17 protein-coding genes are annotated in these 19,056 nt (G+C 62.4%); 6 read left to right on the top strand and 11 right to left on the bottom strand.

The features are described from left to right. Nucleotides 1-269 precede the first annotated feature (269 nt). Both V3587_RS29125 and V3587_RS29120 read left to right on the top strand, forming a co-directional pair. Nucleotides 270-689: a hypothetical protein gene (locus V3587_RS29125; protein WP_283377582.1), complete on the top strand. Its 420-nt coding sequence runs from the start codon at nt 270-272 to the stop codon at nt 687-689. A gap of 21 nt (nt 690-710) precedes the next feature. Next, on the top strand, nt 711-1,076 hold the full coding sequence (locus V3587_RS29120; RefSeq protein ID WP_331703399.1) for a hypothetical protein: 366 nt from the start codon (nt 711-713) through the stop codon (nt 1,074-1,076). Nucleotides 1,077-1,340: 264 nt separating this feature from the next. On the opposite strand, the gene V3587_RS29115 is transcribed toward V3587_RS29120, so the two are convergent. From V3587_RS29115 to V3587_RS29085, 7 genes are all read right to left on the bottom strand, one after another. Beyond that, on the bottom strand, nt 1,341-2,471 hold the full coding sequence (locus V3587_RS29115; protein WP_048809063.1) for a reverse transcriptase family protein: 1,131 nt from the start codon (nt 2,469-2,471) through the stop codon (nt 1,341-1,343). Nucleotides 2,472-2,660: 189 nt separating this feature from the next. Continuing rightward, entirely contained in the window at nt 2,661-3,902 is a 1,242-nt protein-coding gene (locus V3587_RS29110) for a phosphoribosyltransferase-like protein (RefSeq protein WP_425411863.1), read from the bottom strand. A 13-nt stretch (nt 3,903-3,915) separates the two neighbouring features. Beyond that, nucleotides 3,916-5,901 (bottom strand): ATP-binding protein, encoded by a 1,986-nt coding sequence (locus V3587_RS29105; RefSeq protein ID WP_045247705.1) that lies wholly within the window; start codon nt 5,899-5,901, stop codon nt 3,916-3,918. Beyond that, complete coding sequence (locus V3587_RS29100) at nt 5,898-7,172, bottom strand: SIR2 family protein (protein ID WP_045247704.1); 1,275 nt, start codon at nt 7,170-7,172, stop codon at nt 5,898-5,900. The genes V3587_RS29105 and V3587_RS29100 overlap by 4 nt, the downstream gene beginning before the upstream one ends. Nucleotides 7,173-7,185: 13 nt before the next feature. After that, nucleotides 7,186-7,425, bottom strand: a complete 240-nt coding sequence (locus tag V3587_RS29095) for a DUF2188 domain-containing protein (protein ID WP_045247703.1) — start codon at nt 7,423-7,425, stop codon at nt 7,186-7,188. Beyond that, complete coding sequence (locus tag V3587_RS29090) at nt 7,418-8,659, bottom strand: helix-turn-helix domain-containing protein (RefSeq protein ID WP_048809061.1); 1,242 nt, start codon at nt 8,657-8,659, stop codon at nt 7,418-7,420. The genes V3587_RS29095 and V3587_RS29090 overlap by 8 nt, the downstream gene beginning before the upstream one ends. Beyond that, the gene (locus V3587_RS29085; RefSeq protein WP_045247702.1) at nt 8,656-9,456 is read right to left on the bottom strand and encodes a hypothetical protein; all 801 of its coding nucleotides are present in this window, start codon (nt 9,454-9,456) and stop codon (nt 8,656-8,658) included. Before V3587_RS29085 ends, V3587_RS29090 begins: the two co-directional genes overlap by 4 nt. A gap of 219 nt (nt 9,457-9,675) precedes the next feature. Between V3587_RS29085 and V3587_RS29080 the strand changes: the two genes are divergently transcribed. Next, on the top strand, nt 9,676-10,116 hold the full coding sequence (locus tag V3587_RS29080) for a helix-turn-helix domain-containing protein (protein WP_045247701.1): 441 nt from the start codon (nt 9,676-9,678) through the stop codon (nt 10,114-10,116). Beyond that, a complete protein-coding gene (locus V3587_RS29075; protein WP_045247700.1) occupies nt 10,116-10,676 on the top strand; it encodes a PIN domain-containing protein in 561 nt (186 codons plus the stop codon). Before V3587_RS29080 ends, V3587_RS29075 begins: the two co-directional genes overlap by 1 nt. Nucleotides 10,677-10,785: 109 nt before the next feature. On the opposite strand, the gene V3587_RS29070 is transcribed toward V3587_RS29075, so the two are convergent. Then, nucleotides 10,786-11,154 (bottom strand): hypothetical protein, encoded by a 369-nt coding sequence (locus tag V3587_RS29070; protein ID WP_045247699.1) that lies wholly within the window; start codon nt 11,152-11,154, stop codon nt 10,786-10,788. A gap of 154 nt (nt 11,155-11,308) precedes the next feature. Then, nucleotides 11,309-14,863 carry a MobF family relaxase gene (mobF, locus tag V3587_RS29065; RefSeq protein ID WP_048809059.1) on the bottom strand — a complete coding sequence of 1,185 codons (3,555 nt, stop codon included), beginning with the start codon at nt 14,861-14,863 and terminating at the stop codon, nt 11,309-11,311. A gap of 217 nt (nt 14,864-15,080) precedes the next feature. On the opposite strand from mobF, the gene V3587_RS29060 reads away from it, so the two are divergent. Further along, nucleotides 15,081-16,256 carry a DNA cytosine methyltransferase gene (locus V3587_RS29060; RefSeq protein ID WP_245610973.1) on the top strand — a complete coding sequence of 392 codons (1,176 nt, stop codon included), beginning with the start codon at nt 15,081-15,083 and terminating at the stop codon, nt 16,254-16,256. A 117-nt stretch (nt 16,257-16,373) separates the two neighbouring features. Here the strand turns inward: V3587_RS29060 and V3587_RS29055 are convergent, their stop codons facing one another. Beyond that, nucleotides 16,374-17,195 (bottom strand): helix-turn-helix transcriptional regulator, encoded by an 822-nt coding sequence (locus V3587_RS29055; RefSeq protein ID WP_045247697.1) that lies wholly within the window; start codon nt 17,193-17,195, stop codon nt 16,374-16,376. 167 nt (nt 17,196-17,362) lie between these two features. Between V3587_RS29055 and V3587_RS29050 the strand changes: the two genes are divergently transcribed. Continuing rightward, nucleotides 17,363-18,103 carry an SDR family oxidoreductase gene (locus tag V3587_RS29050; RefSeq protein WP_045247696.1) on the top strand — a complete coding sequence of 247 codons (741 nt, stop codon included), beginning with the start codon at nt 17,363-17,365 and terminating at the stop codon, nt 18,101-18,103. 22 nt (nt 18,104-18,125) lie between these two features. On the opposite strand, the gene V3587_RS29045 is transcribed toward V3587_RS29050, so the two are convergent. Continuing rightward, nucleotides 18,126-19,046 carry an oxidoreductase gene (locus V3587_RS29045; protein WP_045247695.1) on the bottom strand — a complete coding sequence of 307 codons (921 nt, stop codon included), beginning with the start codon at nt 19,044-19,046 and terminating at the stop codon, nt 18,126-18,128. Nucleotides 19,047-19,056 lie beyond the last annotated feature (10 nt).

Here is a 19,056-nt window from a genome sequence, read left to right as displayed (position 1 = left end):
GCTCGCGCCTGCTCGACCAGCTCTTTGAGCCGCGCATCGCTGATACCCGGCTGAGCCGAGTTCGTCTCTGTCTCACGATCAATCACATCAGTCATAGTGGCGTATCTCCTTTCAGAGTTACACCGTTGTTCTTACAGTCCCGCGGGTATCGCAGTCGCTGTACTCGGAGTAGTTTGACGGCCTACCGAGTTTGATTGTCACCCTGATGCACAATCGACGGCCGCAACAGAGTTGAAGTTTTCGATTATGTTTTGTGGAAGGGTGCTTGCATGGCAACACAACCGCATGGCCAGTCCATAACCCCGGCGTGGAAAGTATTCACGGCCATCGGTTTTGCAGGTGTTGTGGGCGCTGCCGTGACGTACTTCCGAGACGGGTGCACTTTGGCGATCATTGGCGGGATGGTCATCCTCGCGATTGGTCTGCCGCTTACTGTCTGGTCCATCCTGCGAATGCTGCGTGAGAATCGAGGACATCGCCTTCATTGGTGGAGAACACCGCCGGTCAATCCGAGGAACGTCGACCTGTCTCGTGCTGTCGGCATTCCGACTACAATTTTCGGTGCACTGACCATCTGGCTGAATACAGCAGGTTCGGCGCCGTGGTGGTTGGCAGCAATCTTTACCGCCATTCTGATCCAGCTCTTCGGAGTAACCGTTGCCGTTCACAATATTCGCCTCAGTCAGTGAACCTGAGCTAGCCTTCCGCGCATGCCGGTTTCCGCGAGTGTCCGTGCGCGCCTTCGCTCCCACTTGCATCCAGACGACGAGATCCACTACGCGTTTCCAGCAGAAGTTCTGATGAGCGCGAAACCGAGTGTGTTTGTCGTGGTGAGCCGAGAGGCGATCACCGTCTTCTCGACGAGCTTTCGATCCAGAAAAGTGCCGAGGTCGATCCTCACCCAGTTTCCGAGAATGACCGTCCTCGGCCCGGTCGATACTGCGTCCACGCCGCACTTCACTGCGGCGGGCATAACGTACGAGATCGACGAAGAATATGTTGCAGTCGTGAACGCTGCCGACGCGGAGATCACGTCACCGCAGGACTTCCCGCGCGATCCGTTGCCGAACCTCTGAAGGCACAAACAAAAAGGCAGTTTCCCATTTCTGAGAAACTGCCTTTTTGATCTAACTTCGGTCGGGCTGACAGGATTTGAACCTGCGACCACTTGACCCCCAGGTGGTAGGAGTAGGGCTCATAGCCCACCTGACCTGGGGTTTTGTGTTTCAGGAGCGTGCTCTGGGCGTCACGTTTTGCAGGGTTTGCAGGCTGTTGGTCACCTAATTGGTCCACTTGCCGATGTCACCGCATACATGGCCTTCCGGGGAGCCGGTTCCGGTTCAGACCTCCAGTGGGTAGCCGCTCCTGGCTAAGGCGTCATTCCAAGCTCGCCGCGCGTGCTGTGCATACTCACGCTCCACACCTGCCGCGAACGCAATCAACCCGTCGACGTGGTTCACGAACGACAGAACCGACTCAAACCCACGGTGAGAAGCATGCTCTACCAGGCCGAACTTCCCCACGCCGCGAACGTGAACCTGAAGGCGGCGCTTGTACTCGGGTAGAAGCCGGACCCCCTGTGAGTCCACCAGCAGGCCGAGAACGACAGTCCTTGCACCTGGCGGGACCACGTGGGTCTTCTTCTCGTGCAGTACAAAATGTTGGTCCCGTACGATGTTTCGGACCTGGGCGATGAGAGCCGTAGCTTGCTTTCGATCGTAATCTGGGCCAGCTGAAAAGGTGAGATCGTCCGAGTACCTTGTGTAGCCCAACCCTCTTGACGCGGCCAGATCATGGAGCTTCGCGTCAAGATTGCTCGCCACAGTATTCGCTAGGGCACCGCTTGTTGGCGCGCCCTGCGGTAACACGCCTTGGCTGCCTACCACATAGGACGGGATCGCGTTGTACGCCCAGAAGTTCTGATACCCCTCGTACCGGGGGCCGCGAAGTCGAGTGCAAATGCGGGCGATCTCCAAGCTCACGAGCTTCGAATAGCCCAGCCGCAGAAGAAGATCAAATATGCGCTTCTCTTGGATGCTTCCAAAAAAGTCATGGAGGTCAAGCTTCACCAACCAGCGCGCTCCCACATGTTGCTCAGCGCATTGAACAATTGAACGGTCACGCTGATACGCGAAACTGGCGGGGTGCATCGGAACCGACGAGAACACGTTGTGGAGGAGCCAGCGCTGCACGTCCATGAGCACGGGCTCGGGGCTCGATATCTCGCGGATTCCGCCATCTCGCTTCCGCCGGTTGATATCAAGGTACGGGTCCCTGACTCTTCCGACTATTTCACGGAGATACCCATAGGAAACTCCGGTCAGTTGGGCTAGATGTCGCAAGCTCAAGATTGGAGGGACGCCATTTGCAAGCAATCGAGAGCGAACAATGCTCGCACGGGAGACGACCTCCGCAGCGTGTCCCTGCGCGAGGCCCTGTGCGATGTAGAGATGAGGGGAAGCGTCAGCCACTTACTTTGACCCCCGGTCCCGAAGGGTGGGGCGAACGCCTCCCCAGGCTCCGTAGGTAGGTGGCGTTTGCCCCACCACGCGTAGCCTGAGCTCGTCCGGTGAACGCGGTCAGCCGCGTCCTGGAGCCAGTCGACTCCACGAGCCGACACAACGTGCCGGCTGCATCACTAAGCAGACCAGTTCTTCCCCTCATCTCATACTCTCAGGATAGTACGGGGCGTCTGACCCCTCGATGCCCGCGGAGACATGGCGAGGAGCCCGCTTGCCCGTCGTCAGTTCCTTCTTGCCTGTCGAGGTGACGTTGCCCTGGTCATCGACCAGTCCAAGCGAGCGCAGAGCGCGCAGGAGCACGTCGACAGTCGCGACGGGTTTGCCGAGTTCCCGAGCAAGCTCGGAAGCAGAACGAGAACGATCGAGCAGCAAGGCCAACACGAGAAACATCTCGTCAGTGGCAGTCCTCATGTACTTCACACCCAGATTGCTCGACAGCCTGGGCTGGCCGATGCGCGTGGCAACATCCTTGAGGACCACATCCGGCGCATAGCTTCCTAGCTCCGTGAACAGATCGGGGGGCACAGTACGTCGTTCGAAGAATGGATGCCACCCGGAGTGTGCCTGCCTCAGAATTAGCGGGAGATTGTTAGGCACACTTGCATCAGTTGCGAAGAGCCCCGCACTTTCCTTGAATCCGAGCGCTCTCTTCCGATCCTTCCTGCGCACGTAGCGGGCGCATATGCCCTTGATCGCATCGCGCTGGTTCGCAGTCCAAGGCGCATCCTGAAACGAGGGAGCTGTTTCGACCGTCCACACCCCATCGAAGGGACCGTCTTCCCTCTGCAGGGTGGCGAGCGCTTGAGAAGAGCCTGCATACGAGAGCGCGTGTATGCGGAGAAGGCCGTATGATCGCCAGCTCCTTAGCGTCGGATGGCGGACGAGCGCCATCGCATAGTCTCGGAGTTGTGTGCCTGAGCCCGCGTAATCGGTGATGACCACGATCGACCGACATCGCTTGCCACGAAGCTCATTCAACTTCGTAGATGGCGCAAGTAGTGCATCTGCCCCAACTAGAGCCGGCGACACAAGGTCGCGAATCAAGTTGCCAACGAAACCTTCGCTGCCTGGAACGACGTTGATTGGGTCATCGAGCTGAAAACTCTCGAAAGCCACCGGAGGGACCGTCCGACCTTCGCCGAGGCGGAGATCTTCAATGGACAGTGCGGAGACCAGGAGTGCTGGGGCCTGAATCTTCCCTTGCGCGATCAGAGAGTGGAGCCGAACTTGCAGTCCAGCTCGAACGTCGCTGAGAGATACGAAACGCAGTGAGTCGAGCAGCTGACGAGCCGGACCTTCGTCTTCGGGAGAAAAGTTCGTCAACCATCCAAGACCTCTCCGGGTCTCACTTGGTCGAACTGCGCGATAGGTACTGGCCATTGAGTACTGCCGATCAAATCTCGATGATGTGATCGCGCTTCGTGAACCACACCTGACGGATCGGCGAATCATCGCTCTTCGGCTTGGGTGATGCGTCTCGCACTCGGAAGGTCGTGGGGATGCTAACGGAGTTGCCGAAAATGAGGGCATGCTGTTTCGGAAGAGACGGAAGTCGGCTCAGCACCGATTCGGAGATGAACGGCGTCATACGTCGAACGTGCTGCAAGTCTTCTGGGTTCTGGATTCTGTGTACAACAAAGTTCGAGCATTGTGACAGTACGGTTCGCGATAGTTCGCTGGGTCGTTGCGAGGCGAGAAGGATGAAGAGGCCGTATTTCCTTCCCTCTTTTGCGACTCGTTCGAATATCTTGGTCGCGTCAATCGCAAAGTCAGAAGGGCGCTCGGCGACGTAGCGATGCGCCTCCTCAAGAACGAGATTCACCGGGAAGGTGTTTCGAGCGTGTGAGCGTCGGAGCCGCTCGAAGATCATTCGAGTCACGACGGCTGAGACTACCTCGACCACCTCGTCCTCAACCTCGTTCATGTCAAAGATGGTGATTTGTGAGCGCTTCCGAAGTCCGCCACTCGGTTGCTCTTCGATGAGGCCGAGCCATTTGTCCACGAAGACCTTCGAGTCAGTCTCGTGGGGAGCCAGCGTGGTCGTATCCGGCCGCAAGAACGCGAACTCCGCACGATCGCGAATCGATTTGTATCTTGTCAGCATTGATGAGCTGTAGTCGCGGACGTGTCGGTTGCCGTGCGCCTCCTCGTAGAGAATGGCGAGATCGAGAGCTTGCTCCAGCAGGCCAAACTCGAATGGAGCGTACTTATAGTCCGGGAGCACAACGTCGTCTTGAATGTGCGGCCGCAATAAGTTGGGAAGTCCATTGGGAGCCACGAAGGCGCCAAAGTTGATAGCAAGGTGCGGGTGCACAGTCTGCCGATTGAGTTCCGGCGTGCTGAAAGAGAGCAATAGTCCCTGAATTCGGCCGACACTCGCCGTCGCGCTTTCAGAACTGGCCAGGATGGCGAGTATCGCGGACGCAAGAACATGGTTCTTAAGCGGCGCGAGAGTTGCGTCATTCGTCGCGAACAAGCTCGTCAGCCCTAACGCATTTCTCAAGATCGGCCGCTGCGCTCGGTCGCTAGCCCGGAGTAGCAGTTCCCACTCTTCCGGGGACAAGAACCAATGAGGCAGTCGGAACCCGACTACATCCTCCCTCTTGTCAGCGCTTGGCGGCGCCTGGGCCTCGCGCCCTGGAACAAGCGCATAGAGCCTTCTGATTGGCTTCGGCAAGTCGGCAAAAGCTTGCCTGTACTCGCCGTTTGTGTCGAAGAATACGAACGTCGCGCCGACGGCAGCGTGGGCATCATGTTTGGTGAAGATGGATTGAACCACTGATGCGACGGTGCAGGACTTTCCGCTTCCTGTGTTACCGAGGATCGCTGCGTGGCCACCGAAGAACTCGTCGACGGATACTTTAACGTCGTAGTCATCAAAGACGACCGATGTACCGATACTGAATGCGCGCAAACGGGTGGGTACTGGTTCAATCTCAGATGATTCGTCGGCCTCGATCGCGTTAGTCGAGTCGAAGATTCGATCGAGGTCCTGCGATTCGGCATACAGGACCTCGGTGTACAGCGCAGGAAAGACTGAGACGCCGAATCGGAACCGCTCCTCGGTGCGAAAGGAGAGAGTGCCGATGGGGACGACATCTAGGAACTTCAATGCTCGAAGTGCGTGTGTGTCTTGAAGCTCTGACTGGAGTTGCTCGCTAGCTGACAGCTCGCGTTCGCGGAGACCGACTACTTCGCCTACGACGTGCTCGGTCTGCAACGGGATCAGGACGAATGACCCGATTCGTGCGACATAGTGTTGGGCGTCGAACCCGACAAGCGTGAAGCTGTCGGAGCCCGCGTTGAGCTCTACGGTAAACCTCTCGGCGTTGACTGCGATGACTTTGCCGAGGGAGCGTCGGCGCTCGATGGCGCTCAACGGCGTGCACCGCTGTCAGGAGTCTTGTGCCCGCGCCCAAGAAGGTTCGTCAGAACGGAGTTGATTGCTTCTTCAGCGTTGTCGGAACCACCTGTCGCCAATATGTCCTCGACGAGCGTAGAGAAGTAGTGCGCCTTCCAGGTAGCTTGCTTGTCTTCCGTGCCGACTATCCAGATTCGCGGGTCATCGAGCTCTCTGAGCTTCGTCACCGTCTCATTGGCGAAAGGGTCGACGAATGCGACAAGTCGGAAGGTGGGGATCGTAAGAGCTTGGAAGATGATGTTGTTCACATGTTCATCTCCGAAGCTGTATCCCACGGTGACGAGGACGCTTTGGTCTCGGACGACTCGGGTTTGGAACTCACGGAACAGATCCGAGTACGGTGCGGCAAAGCTGGCGTTCTGTTTCGCTGGACTGGGATAGATGAGTAGTTGCTCACTCGATATCAGAGAGGGTGCCGTCTCGACGACCGGAAATAATCCGTCGCCACGAGACTCCCAGCTCACCGAACCGTGGAGCTTGGCAAAGTACATCAGGCTGTCGACGGAACTCCACTTCCGATTGCTGATGTCGAGTTGCTCGGAAAGGGCGTATCTGAACACCGACGGGTTGAAACGACGCTCGATTGATCCCAGGAAGCCGTTGATGTACGGGATGCCGAGCCGATCCATTGCGGTCTCGTTGAAGAGGTCGTAGTTCGTTGTGAAGACCCAAGGGCGCGGGAGTGCCCGGTCTCTCTGTGCCAGGCGACGATAAAACTGCATGTAGGTTCTGAGGACGGTTTCATCACCGCGAGAAAACTCACCGTCCGTGCAGGCGGAACGAACATACGCAGTCACTGAGCGAATGACTCGCTGAACGACGGCATGCACCTTTTGCATCGCCGGCCGCGTGCTCGCCCGAAGGGCAATTTCTTGCGCGAACAAGACTTCCAAGAGGCGCTCAAGATTGTTCCCGTAGTCCTTGTCATCGAGATTCAGTCCCAGGCTCGATTTCAGCCGCTGCCGATCCGTTGCTGTGATTCGATGCTTGCCTGTGGTGGCGTTCATGAACTTCTTTGCCATTGGTCCCATTGTGGGAATGCCAAGCTCTCGGCCGTCCTGCTGGAACGACGAACACCCTGACCCAAGCAGGAAAGCAAGATTCTTTGAGTTGAGCGCGTCCGCAATATCGCGACGTACAGTTGCGATGGTCTCGGATGACTCCGAGTCAACCGTGTTGGTCTTCCCCTTGTAGAACGCAACTGAGCGCTGGGGATCGTTCGTCGTCATCCTGTTTAGTCCCTCAGCCCTTGGACGAGCGTGGGTCGTTCCCACGAGGGATCGTGTCCTGCTCGCGGATAGTGCCCTTGAGTGAGCGCACCTGCAGTTCGCCCCCGCCGTCGTTGCGGAGGATGTCACGAGCTCGATTGATGCCCTCAGCCTGTGTGGGGGTGACGGCGCTCGCTCGGTCGGAGCCGGGTTTGCGTACTTCCCAGTTCCCGTCGTCTCGGCGCTGGACGACGCGCTTGTTCGGTTCAGTCATGGGTCTCTCCTTGTGTGAGTTGGGAGTCTTGTGCATCGTTCTCGTTCTCGTTCTCGGCGCGCGCGCTCAGTCGCGGCAGCAGAGATACAACTTTCTTGCTCTCGGGTAGCGAGTGGTCAGCATCAGCCTGATCCGGTTCTGGGGCATGAGGGGTGCGTGCTGTGACGAGGCGGAAGAGTTCTGCCGGTACACGGCATTGCTCGATGAGGCTGAGTTCTTCGATGCCTTCGTTTTCAAGTAGCTCGATCGCTCGTGGCAGCAGGGATGGCTGTTCGATAGCCGTGATGAGGCCGGGTTCGTTGCGTCGCCAGCCTCGCGTGGACAGGGTGACCATCGCATTGCGATAGGAGACGTCGCCGAGTCGTCCGAGGCGCCGTGCCCGGTAGAGGAGCGCCTGGATGCTCACTCCCCACTGTTCTTTGAGTTTGGCGAGGGTGACCCAAGCGCTCCGGTTCATTGCCGTTGGTAACAGGTCGGCTATCTCGGCTTCTGGCATCAGCAGCTCTGAGGCGAACCTGTGAGCCTGTTCCTCAACGATTCGTCCGCCGGGTTCTGCGTCGCTGTGCATAATGAGGTGGCCCAGCTCGTGGGCGACGTCGAAACGCTGTCGGTAGTAGTCGCGCTTCACGGGGTTGAGGATCACTACCGGACGCAGGTGGCTGTCGAAGGAGTAGGCGTCTACTGAGGCAGTCTGGTTCGGGCTGAAGACAACGAGGACTCCGTGGTTCTCCAAGGCGCGCACCAGGTGCCCGGCTGGTCCTGTACCGAGCGCCCATGCATCGCGTAGCTCCTGCGCGGCCCGCTCGGGACCGTCGCCTTCAAGGTCATCCAGTTCGACAGGCATGGATGGCAGGTCGACGTCTGGTAGCTCGACGTGACGCTCTAGGGATTCGGCGATGTCGAGGGCGATCTGTCCGTAGGCGAAGGCTTGGTCGCGTGCGAGCTGGCTCGTTGATCGCAGCGACCGGAAGTGTGGGAGGGCGCTGGCCTTGGCGACATCATTCGGGCGTGCGGCGAAGAACCCTGGATCGACTGAGAGTCCAAGAGCGAGCTGGGCGACGGTGGAGGGAGTCGGCGTTTTTGCGCCTGTCTCCCATGCCGATACTGCGGTTGGGCTTTTCTTGATCAGTGCCGCAAGATCGCTCTTGCGAAGCCCTGCCAGGTGACGCGCCATGGTCAGGCGCGCACCGTCGAAGAAGGCTGCTGCGGTCGCTGTCCGGTCGGTTCTGTTCACTGACCAACCTGTCCGTGGTTTGGCTGCTCAGCCGCCGGACGGCGGAGCTTGACCGGGGCGTCAGGCGTCGTGTCGGGACTGACAGGCATGGGCGCGCTCGGACGCAGGCGTCCACCATCCGCCGGAGGTGTCTGCAGAAGGTCGTGCTTCCAGTACCAGGCGGAGCCACCCCCGGAGTTCAGGCGAGGCTGGCCGATAACAAGTTCGCGACCGCCGCGCTCGGCATCCAGGGAGTGCCCTACGACCAGGGTGTGCAGGTCGAGCTTCGAGCCAGCCATCAGGGTTGCCAGGCCAGCCTGTTCGTCGCTTGTGAAGTGGTCGAACAACGTCGGCGGGTCAGGTTCGTCCGTCGGCTGCTGCGCGACGCGCTGCTTCGTGGTGCTCTTTTGCGGCCACGGCACCTCATCAAGTTTGCCGAACGCAGACGAGGCGAGGAGCCAACGAGTTCCCTCGTGCGACCAACCAGGACTTCCGCTGAGATCAGCGCGCCCAACGAGCTCAGGATCAAGTGCGGGAAGGGTCGTGATGTCGCGCTCGGTCAGTTCCGCGTGGAGAAGGTCGAGGCTCGTCTGCCCGTCCGTTCCTTCCGCGACGGCGTAGCGGCGGCATGAAAACACGCGATCGAGGCGATCGCGGAAGAGAGTGAACCGAGTCACGCCGACCCACGTCGCGTCGTGGCCCGCGGCCTCCGAATAGTCTTCCAGCACACGGTCCGCAGCCGACAGGAAGGCCCAGCGGATGCCCGCCAGCACACCAGCACGATCCAGCGCGCCTACCAGGTCATCTCGTTCACTCATATGACGAGAGTACACCCGGAGGTAGTAAATTACGCATCAAAGCAAACCGCGTGTCGTGCCGAGTGCCCAAAACTGTTCACCTTTGCCTTCTCCCCACACCATCCTGGGGCGACGAGCCGCTCGTCTTCCCTGTGGGCGGGCCGAACGCCACCTCTTCCAGGCCGCCTCGGGTACACTTATTGCGACTGCTTCGATTGTTTCGATTAGGAGGATGGGCTGATGAGCGACATCGCGACGCTGGTTCCTGAGCCGGCCGACACTGAGCTGGCGGTATCTGCTCTGCGCGGGCTCGACGCAGTGCTCGGCGCTGAGGGTCCGGTGCGATTGCATCTGGCTGGGCAGGTCGGCGATGTGGAGGTGCCCCGGTCTGCGCTGGCCGCACTGGCGCAGGTACTCGACAGCTTTGCGCACGGCGAGGGCGTGACCGTTCTTCCCTCGCAGGCAGAGCTGACGACCCAGCAAGCTGCCGATGCGCTGCGTGTATCGCGACCGTTCCTGATTGGGCTGCTCGACGACGGACAGATCGAGTACCGCACGGTAGGTACGCACCGTCGTGTCAAGGCGGCGTCGCTGATCCGCTACCTGCGTGAAGACGACGAGCGCCGCCAGTCTGCTGCTGACGCGCTGACCGCGGAGACCCGCGAGCTCGGATTCGCCTGATGCAGGTCGTCGTCTACGACGCCAACGTGCTCTACCCCTCCACCCTGCGGGATGTACTGATCCGGGCAGGGCTCGCAGGCCTGGTGCGGCCGAAGTGGACGGAGCAGATTCTCGATGAGGTGTTCCGAAACCTGCGCGTGAACCGCTCTGACCTCGACCCCACGCGACTGGATCGCACTCGCCGCCTGATGAATGAGGCGATCCGTGACGTAACGGTCACCGGCTACGAGCACCTGATCGACCAGCTCGATCTTCCCGATGCCGACGACCGGCATGTCCTGGCCGCTGCAATCCACGCTGGCGCTCAAGTGATCGTCACCCACAACCTCCGCGACTTCCCCGCCGACCGGTTGAGCTCGTGGGATGTGGAAGCGCAGCATCCCGACGGCTTCCTCACCGGTCTGTTTCAGGACCACCCGGACGCCCTCGGCAGGATCGTCGCCGCTATCACAGCGGTGTGGGGCGGCGAGACCAACTACGGGGATGTCCTTGACAGTCTCTCCATCGATGCGCCGGGCACCGCTGATCTCTTGCGCGAAACGTTTGGTGATCGCGGGTAGATCCCGGCCCGCCAGCGTCAATACCTTCACGCGACGCGAAGGTATTGACCGCTCCCAAAGAAGACAATCCTCGGTTCCGAGCAGGGGGCTGACGGCTGCGAGCGCACGGTCACGAGTGGAACTCGACGGATTCATGCGTCTCCACACGATCGATCTGAGACCCGCTCCGTCGGGCGGCAGCCTCTTGGATGCGGGCACGGATCAGGAGGATCAGGCTGACCGGCCCAATGATGGTCAGCTTCATCGCGTTCCAGATGAACAGGATGACCAGGAGGTGGAGCCATCCGGGGCCACCGTCTTCGATGAGTTCGCGGCACACGGCTGCGGCGAGGAGGTATGGGATGGCGAGGAGCATCGCAGGGATGCCCCACTTGAGGCCGCGCCGGGTGCGGATCGCGTCGAGGAGCCGGCTGGTTGGCATGTAGCGGCGCAAGTAGGTGCGGGTATGGACGCTGAGGGTCCAGAGGAGTCGGAGCATGGCGGAGTCCTGTCGTGGTCTCGGCGACAAGAACCTTGAAGGACTCACCCGCGAAGGTGGAGCCATACTGTCGCGACGAGCGACAGCGCATATTTAGAGGCCGCCTCGCCTTCCACTCTACGACGGACCCCGGACAGCCGGAAGGCCCCGCCGATCAGAGCGTGCGGCCTGTGCTCTCGCGCTCGGTCGTCCGACGCCCACGTTCCGGCTTCGGCTTTGTGATGCATTGTGCCTGCGCGAGTGCAGCTTGTGCACGCGCCTGGTCGATCCTCTGCGCCACCGACTCAGCAGAGACTGTGCCGAGTGGTGTCGCAGTGGTGATGGCGTATCGGTCGCGGTAGGCGGCAACCACTCTGGCCTGCTGCCTCCACACTCTCTCAGCGCGTGGATCTTTCGGGATCGGCCCGAGCGCTCGCACCCACGGCTGTCTGCCGTGGAAGGCAGCGTCGAGAATCGCATCTGCTCTGGTCTCGATGAGATCGCGTCGCTCGTCGAGGGCCTGCCGCATCTCCGGAGCCATCTGACCGTTTGCTTCGGGGATGAGGCCGGCGATCAACCGTGGAGCCTTACGGACTCGGCCAGACCCAGCAGGCCGCGCGCTGGCTCGTTCGATCCGGTGGTGGAGGACGGATGCGAGGTCATCGGCGTCGCCGAGCGGCCTGGCGTTGACGAGGCGCGGAAGCAGAGCGTCAACGTCGTGGTGGTTGGCTTCGGCGCGGCGAAGTTCAGCGGAGAGCGCACCGTAAGCGTCGGAGTTCACGATGTCGTCGACCTGCTCGTCGCTGAGGCCGGATGTGCGCATGAGCCTCGCCCAGCGGTCGTGTTGTGCTGCTTGGGCGATGGTTTCGTACTCGGCTGCGAGCTGCGCGATCGACCCCCACCGCTCCTGCTCGGCGGTGATGGCTTCGTGGGCGGAGGGTTCGGCTCCGACGTGTTGCAGGACTCCGTAGAGCACGGACCTCGCGGTGGCGTCGGTGTTGTCGCTGGGGTGCGGGTGGTGATGGTCGTGGTCGGGCTGGTCGGTGACGACGTAGGCGTGGTTGGCGTGGCGTCCGCGGGTCATGGCGACGTAGAAGTTCTCCCGCGTCGTCGTCACCGTCACCACGGTGTGGGCGGTGTCGGTGGTGACGCCTTGCGCCCTATGAGCGGTGACAGCGTAACCAAGATCAACGAATTCTGAGACGTAGGCGGCGGGCAGGATGATCGCTCCGCCGAACCGCTTACCGTGGGGTCGGATGGTGATGGAGCCGTCGTCACGGACGTTGGTGATCTGCCACCGGTCGCCGTTGCGAACCCAAGTGTGCCGGTTCCGCAGGCGCCGGTCATTGCGGCGGGTGATGATCGTGTCTCCGGCTGAGGCAGTGCTGCCGTCGTGCAGCTCGATCTCCTTTATCGGGGTGATGGTGCCGTCGATGATGAGGTCGGCGCGAGCCCGGTTGTTCAGGGCAGTGACATTCTCGTTCGTCTCTGCGATCAGGATCGACGCACGGCCTGCCTGGGTGTCGGCACGCCACGCGGCATAGGCGGCATCGGTCGAGGTGTCGGTGTCTCCGTCGTGGATGCGCTGGTGGGTGAGGTAGGTGTCGATGATCTCGGTGCGGCCGTGACGCAAGGACAGCGAGGCGGTCTTCTCCCACTCGTTCGTGAACCGGTGAATATCGACCAACTCGGGCGCATCGTCACGATCAGAGACCAGGAGGCTGAACGCGCCACCGGCATCAACGGATTGGAGCTGCGCGTAATCGCCGACCAGCAGCACCTTCGCCCCCGCCTGATCCGCGGCGTGCGTGATGCGATCGAGGGAGATCGTTCCGGCGAGTGAGGCTTCGTCCACGATGACGAGCTGCCCGGCGGTGAAGGTGGTGCCGTGGAGGGTGTGGTTGCTCCACCACTTCGCCGTGTTCTCCGTTGTGATCCCGAGGTCTTCGGCCAGCACCGCAGCAGCGACAGCGGAGGGTGCGAGGCCGACGACAGAACCCCTGCCGTGTTCGGCCTCCCATGCTTGCCGTAGCGCGGACATGGCGGTGGTCTTCCCCGCCCCAGCAGCGCCGACGAGAACGTCAATCTGGCGGCCGGAGACGGCGACAGCGGTGAGCGCCGCGGCCTGGTCATCGCTGAGCATCCTCCCCTGCCGATCAGGCCGGTTGGTGATCTTCTCCACCGTCTCCAACGCCACAGTCGGTGCAGTGGTGGCGCGGGAGCGTTCCAAGAGGCGGTCTTCTGCTTCGAGGATAGTTTTTGATGAGTAAACGTTGGCGTGCGCTGGCCTAAACCTGCTCGACCCATCCGCCCGCCGAAACAGCACCGGACTCGACGCCAGATCCAGCGGCGACAACCGCAGAGAAGCTTGTTCAGCGGCGTCGGCGACCATGCCGGTGATCGCCTCCCGATCCTGCATCGAGGCGAACCGCCACCCCATCAACTGCCGAGACGCCTCCGCGTGCAGATTCCACCGCTGCCACGTCGAACGCTTCTCACCGACCGTCTCCATCACCGCCTGCCCGATCTCGCCGATCAGATCGAGCGGTACATCGTCGGCACGCAGCACCAGCACGGGCGGATTCGCGGTGAGAGCACGAGCCCAGGCGGTTGCATCCTGTCCGAGGACCCGCCCCGCGCGGTCACGCCAATCGGCGGTGAGCTCGGCCAGAGAGTGGATCTCTTTCTCGGGGCGAGTGGCAAGAGTTGCTTGGGCTCGGAGCTTCAGGACGGTCCTGGCGGTGGGTTGCTTGCCGTGCTGGGCGACGTACTCGGCGATGAGGCGTTCCTTCTCCGCCTCAATGTGTCGGGTTCGGGTGGAGAACTCGTCCATCAGCTCTTGCGGAACTCCTGTGATCTCCCACCCGGGGCTCCGGTCGCGTCCGCGGTCTCGGGCTTCCCAGGTCAGGCCGAGGACGCGGGTGAGCTGGTCGGCGAGGACCGCGTTGTACATCTCCGAGATCGCCACCACCGCCTGATGCATCGGCCGCCCTGCCAGCGTCCGCCACTTCCCGTCCTGCACAGTGAAGACCTTGTTGCTCACCACGACATGGGTATGCAACTGCGGATCACCAGCCCGCGAGTCGTAGTGATCAAACGCTGCGGCGGCGACGCCTGCGACATCGACGTGTGCAACCGCTCCGTCGGGTCCGGTTGCGCCCACCCTGGTCGATGCAACCTCACGCTCCATAAACGCAACCAACTCCGCAACCGCCGCGTGATGAGCGTCTGCGATCAGCGCCTGCGTGCCCGCATCGGCGACAGCCCAGAGCGTTGAGACGGACTTCGGCACGCTGAACGTGTAATCAAACCCCGCCACCGCACGCCGCGTGCCACGCTCGGCCTCTTCGGCTTCGATCTGGACGATCTGCTCCGCCCGTGTGGACGGCCCCAGATCAGTAGGCAAGGCGTTGGTTCGGGCTTCGATGCGCTCGGTGACCGACGCGAACTGCTGATACGCCCGCCCCAACGGAGCCTTCGTGATGGGGTCGTGGCCCATCCCGATCAGAAGCTGAAGCTGCGCCTCACTCACCTGGGCACCGTCGGTGAGCTCCCCGTTCCCAAGCGTCGAGAGTCCGGCGCCGAGCCAGTGACCGGGCGGGTTCCCGGCCTCAGCGTAATACCGCGTCAACGGCGTCGAGAGGGAACGATCGCCATCACCGGCAGCGACGGATCGCAGGAGGTATTTGTAACCGTCGCCGGCGGACATGACACGCATCGAGACCGTCACCCGGCACCTCCTTCTGGACAAGAGGTGAGCGTCCGATGACCGCCAGCGATCGCGGCGCTCGCGGGGCGGCGCGCCTCTTCTGAAAGACGTGTGGCAGCTCAAAACGAGGGTCGGAAGCAGGAGTCCGAATCGTGGCTCTCGGGAGGTGATCCGCGCCAGCGGAGGCGGCGGCGTGAGCGCACCTGGCAGGTGACCTGAACGGCGACAGAACTCCGACGTGGAGCCCGGCCAAGGTCATCGACCAGGCGGAGCCACGCTGCACGAGGAGCAGGCGACCAACCCGGACCGGCTGATGCGTGTCGGTTCGCTGTTCTCCGGGTACGGGGGTCTCGATCTCGCGGTCGAACACGTCTTTGGTGCTGAGACGGTCTGGTTTTCCGAGATCAATGAACCCGTCGCCCGCGTCTTCGCCCACCACTGGACAGACGCCCCCAACCTCGGCGACATCACATCGATCAACTGGCATGACGTGCCATCGGTGGACATTCTCTGCGGAGGTTTTCCTTGTCAGGACGTGAGCACGGTAGGCAAGCGTGCTGGCCTCGCACCTGGCACTCGCTCCGGCTTGTGGGCGCAGATGGCGACAGCGATCGAGATCCTGCAACCACAGTTCGTCGTGATCGAGAATGTCCGCGGCCTGCTCTCTACCAAAGCGATCCGCCCCACCCAGCAAGGAGCATCCCCCGATGCACGCAACCCCAACGACGCAACCGGCACCGATGCCACCGCAGCCCTTCGCGACCTCGAACCCGACCCGTGGGGTCTGGGAGACCAGCCAGCCCGACCTCTACGGGCGCTTGGTGCCGTACTCGGAGACCTGGCCGACCTCCGGTATGACGCGCGGTGGCTCGGCATACCCGCTTCCCTCGTCGGCGCGCCGCATCCACGGTTTCGCATCTTCGTCCTCGCGCGACGCGCTGTTCCGAACCCCTCTGGCCTCGGACTCGGCCAGGGGTGGGGAGACGCTAGATCAGGTGAAAGCGCGCCGCGGGACGATCGCTCTCAGCCATCAGGTGATCGACCTGATGACCCGGCGTGGTCGGCACCCGATATCGGACACAACGTTCGCGCTGATCGAGGAGTTCTTCGACGCTGGGGACGTTACGCCCCCGCCATTTCCCGATGGGAACGCATCATCGGACGGCCAGCGCCATCCCCGGCGATTCTGAACCAAGCTGGCGTCTGGCGTCCTGCACCCGATTTCGTGGAATGGCTTATGGGGCTACCCGATGGATGGGTCACCGCTCCGCACCTCGGCCTGACCAGTGCACAGCAGCTTGCTGCGCTTGGCAACGGCGTAGCACCGCGACAGGCGTCGATAGCTCTTCAAACCCTGCTTCGCTGTGAGGGGCAGCCGAGCGTGCACTGCCATTCGGGGACGTCGGCGAACTGAGCGATTGGACGGCGCGATACAGGCGGGATCCGACCGCGTGCGACCCGCGAGATACCAGCCATTACAGGAGAGAGATCTGCCTGAACTGAGCACTGTCGGTTCCCAAGGCCCGCGCTCCTACTCAGCGGTGAGGGATGCGAGCAGGTCAAGTTTCTCGGCGTCTGCGCTGTGCTCAGCCGGGTAGTAGACGACAAGGACAAGGTCGTCGATCGGCATCTTCTCGCGGTGGAGGCGCAGCGCGCCGAGACTCGGATGATTGACAACCGCGGTGCCACCCGCGAGCTGCCGGATATCATGCCGAGCCCACAGTGTGCGGAAACGTGCGCTGGCGAGCGAGAGCTCGCCGACGAGTTCGATGGCGCGCGGGTCATCGGTCTCGTCGCCGAGAGAACGACGGAAAGCAGCGATGAAATCGTCGACGGCCGTCTCCCAGTCCTCGTGGAAGTCGCGCTCGGCGGGGTCCAGCATCAACGAGCGCAGTCGGTTGTTCCCTGGCTCCAGGCGGGGGTTGAAGGCGATCGCGAACGGATTGGCAGCGAGGACGTCGAAGTAGCGGTTCTCGATGAACGCGGGCATGTTCAGCGCTGCGAGCATGTCGCGCAGCCGGGCAGGCACCCGCTCAGCGCGCCCGGAGGCTTTCGCGCGGCGGACACGGGGGCGCGGGCCGCCGAGGCTCATCAGGTGGTCGGCTTCGATCTCGTCGAGGCGCAGCACCCGGGCGAGCGATTCCAGTACCTGGCGCGAGGGGTTCTTGTCGCGGCCACGTTCGAGCCTGAAGTAGTAGTCAGCGCTAATACCGGCGAGGAGCGCAACCTCCTCACGCCGAAGACCGGGGACTCTGCGCCCCGATCCAGCAGGGATGCCCGCCTGCTCGGGAGTGACCAGCGCACGGCGTGCGCTCAGGTACTCCCCGAGCCGGTTGTCGTTGTTGCCGTCCATGCGATCAACGGTAGCCATTCCCCACCGATCGAAAGGTGCCCTGTCAGGACGCGGATCAGCGGGGTCCTTCCTCGGCTTCGACCATCGGCCGAGCATGGATGCATGCCGGCGATCGAGCCGGGGAGACCATCCGGCCCATAGTCGGAGACGGACAAGTGAGGAAGCACATGGATATCAGCGGACGTACCGTCCTGATCGTCGGAGGTACCACGGGAATCGGACGTGCCCTCGCCCAGCGATTCGTTGACGCGGGCAGCACGGTCGTTGTCGGCGGGCGCAACATCGAGCAGGTCGACGGCGTCGAGACGGTGCGCATCGACGTCACCGATGCGGCGTCGGTCGCTCAGGCGCGCGATGAGGTGCTGGCGAAGCACCCCGAGCTCGACGTCGTCGTGACGATGTCGGGGGTCATGCTCACTGAGGACCTGCGCGACCCGGACCACATCGCCCAGGCCGAGACCACGATCTCGGTGAACCTGCTCGGCACGATCCGCGTGATCGATGCGTTCACCCCGCACCTGCTCGGCCGTGGCGCCGGTGACATCATCACCGTTTCCTCGGGCATCGGCTTCCTGCCGTTCCCGCTCATGGCGACGTACGGCGCCTCGAAGGCGGCCGTGCACTCGTACACCGAATCGCTACGCGCGCACCTCGCTGGAACTGGTATCGCTGTGACCGAGCTGATCCCGCCGGCCGTCGCTAACGCCGGCCAGGAGAAGCTCAACCCGAATGCTCTGCCTATGGGCGACTTCCTCGACGAGATCATCGGGCTGCTCACCCAGAACCCGACTCCGAAGGAGATCGTCGTCGAGCGCGCCAAGCCCCTCCGCTGGGCTGAGCACGACGACACCTACGAGGAGCTCCTCGCCGCTCGGTCCCAGTCGCTCAGTAATCTCTCCGGACGCTGAGCCGGAGCAGCAGCGTCCCGGGTCATCCGGGGCCGTCGCTTGTGGCGGCGAGGAGCGCAGTGATGGCGTCGCTGATCGGCGTGTGGATGTCGTGTCTGCGCGCGAGACGCGAGATGACGCCGTTGCGGATACCCCATTCGAGCGGCCGGCCGGCTTCTCGGTCGGTGAGGATCGACGTGCTCATATCAGCCGGGAAGGCCTGGAAGCGGGCCAGGATGGCAGCGGGCACGTCATCGCTCAGGGTTACTCCTTCCGCATGCGAAACGGCCAGGCACTCTTTCAGATAGTCGAGAGTGAGATCCGCGAAGTCAGGGCGGGTGAACACGCCGGCACGCCGACCGGTGAGCGCCATCAGCCCGGCAGCGGCATTCTGGAGAAGCTTGCGCCAGGCGAGAGCGGTGAAGTCGCCCGCGAGTTCGACCTGGCAGCGCGTGTCGCGCAGGACATCCGCGATGCGCTCCGCCTCCGGTGATGCGGGAAGCGTCAGCCAGGGCTCGCCCCGCAGGAGGATGGTGCCGTCTTCCTGCGACTGCGCCGGGAACCAGACGACCGCGGGGACGACCTCTACTCCCTCAGGAACATGGGGTCGAACGGCAGCGATCTGCTCGACGCCGTTCTGCAACACGCAGACCACGGTCCCGGGGGCGCACAAAGCACGCAGCCAGGGGGCTGCCGCCGCGGTCTGGGTGGCCTTGACCGCCAAGAAGAGCACATCCGCCTTCTCAGGCTGCGCAGCAGGATCGGTGCGCACGGGGCCGGGAACGACGATCCGGCGGTCGCCGTCGATCAGGGTGAGCTCTGTTCGCGGCGTGCGACCGTAGAGCGTCGGTGTGTTGCCTGCCTCATGGAGCAGTGCGGACACCGTCGTCCCTATGGCTCCCGGGCCCACGACTCCAACGCGCTTGCGCTCCCTGAAAGAACTCGGTTGCTGCTCTGTCACCATGCCCCAATGT

The organism is Rhodococcus sp. IEGM 1306, from assembly GCF_036541985.1.
Taxonomy (GTDB): domain Bacteria; phylum Actinomycetota; class Actinomycetes; order Mycobacteriales; family Mycobacteriaceae; genus Rhodococcus_F; species Rhodococcus_F qingshengii.
This window is presented reverse-complemented; position numbering and strand designations above follow the sequence as displayed.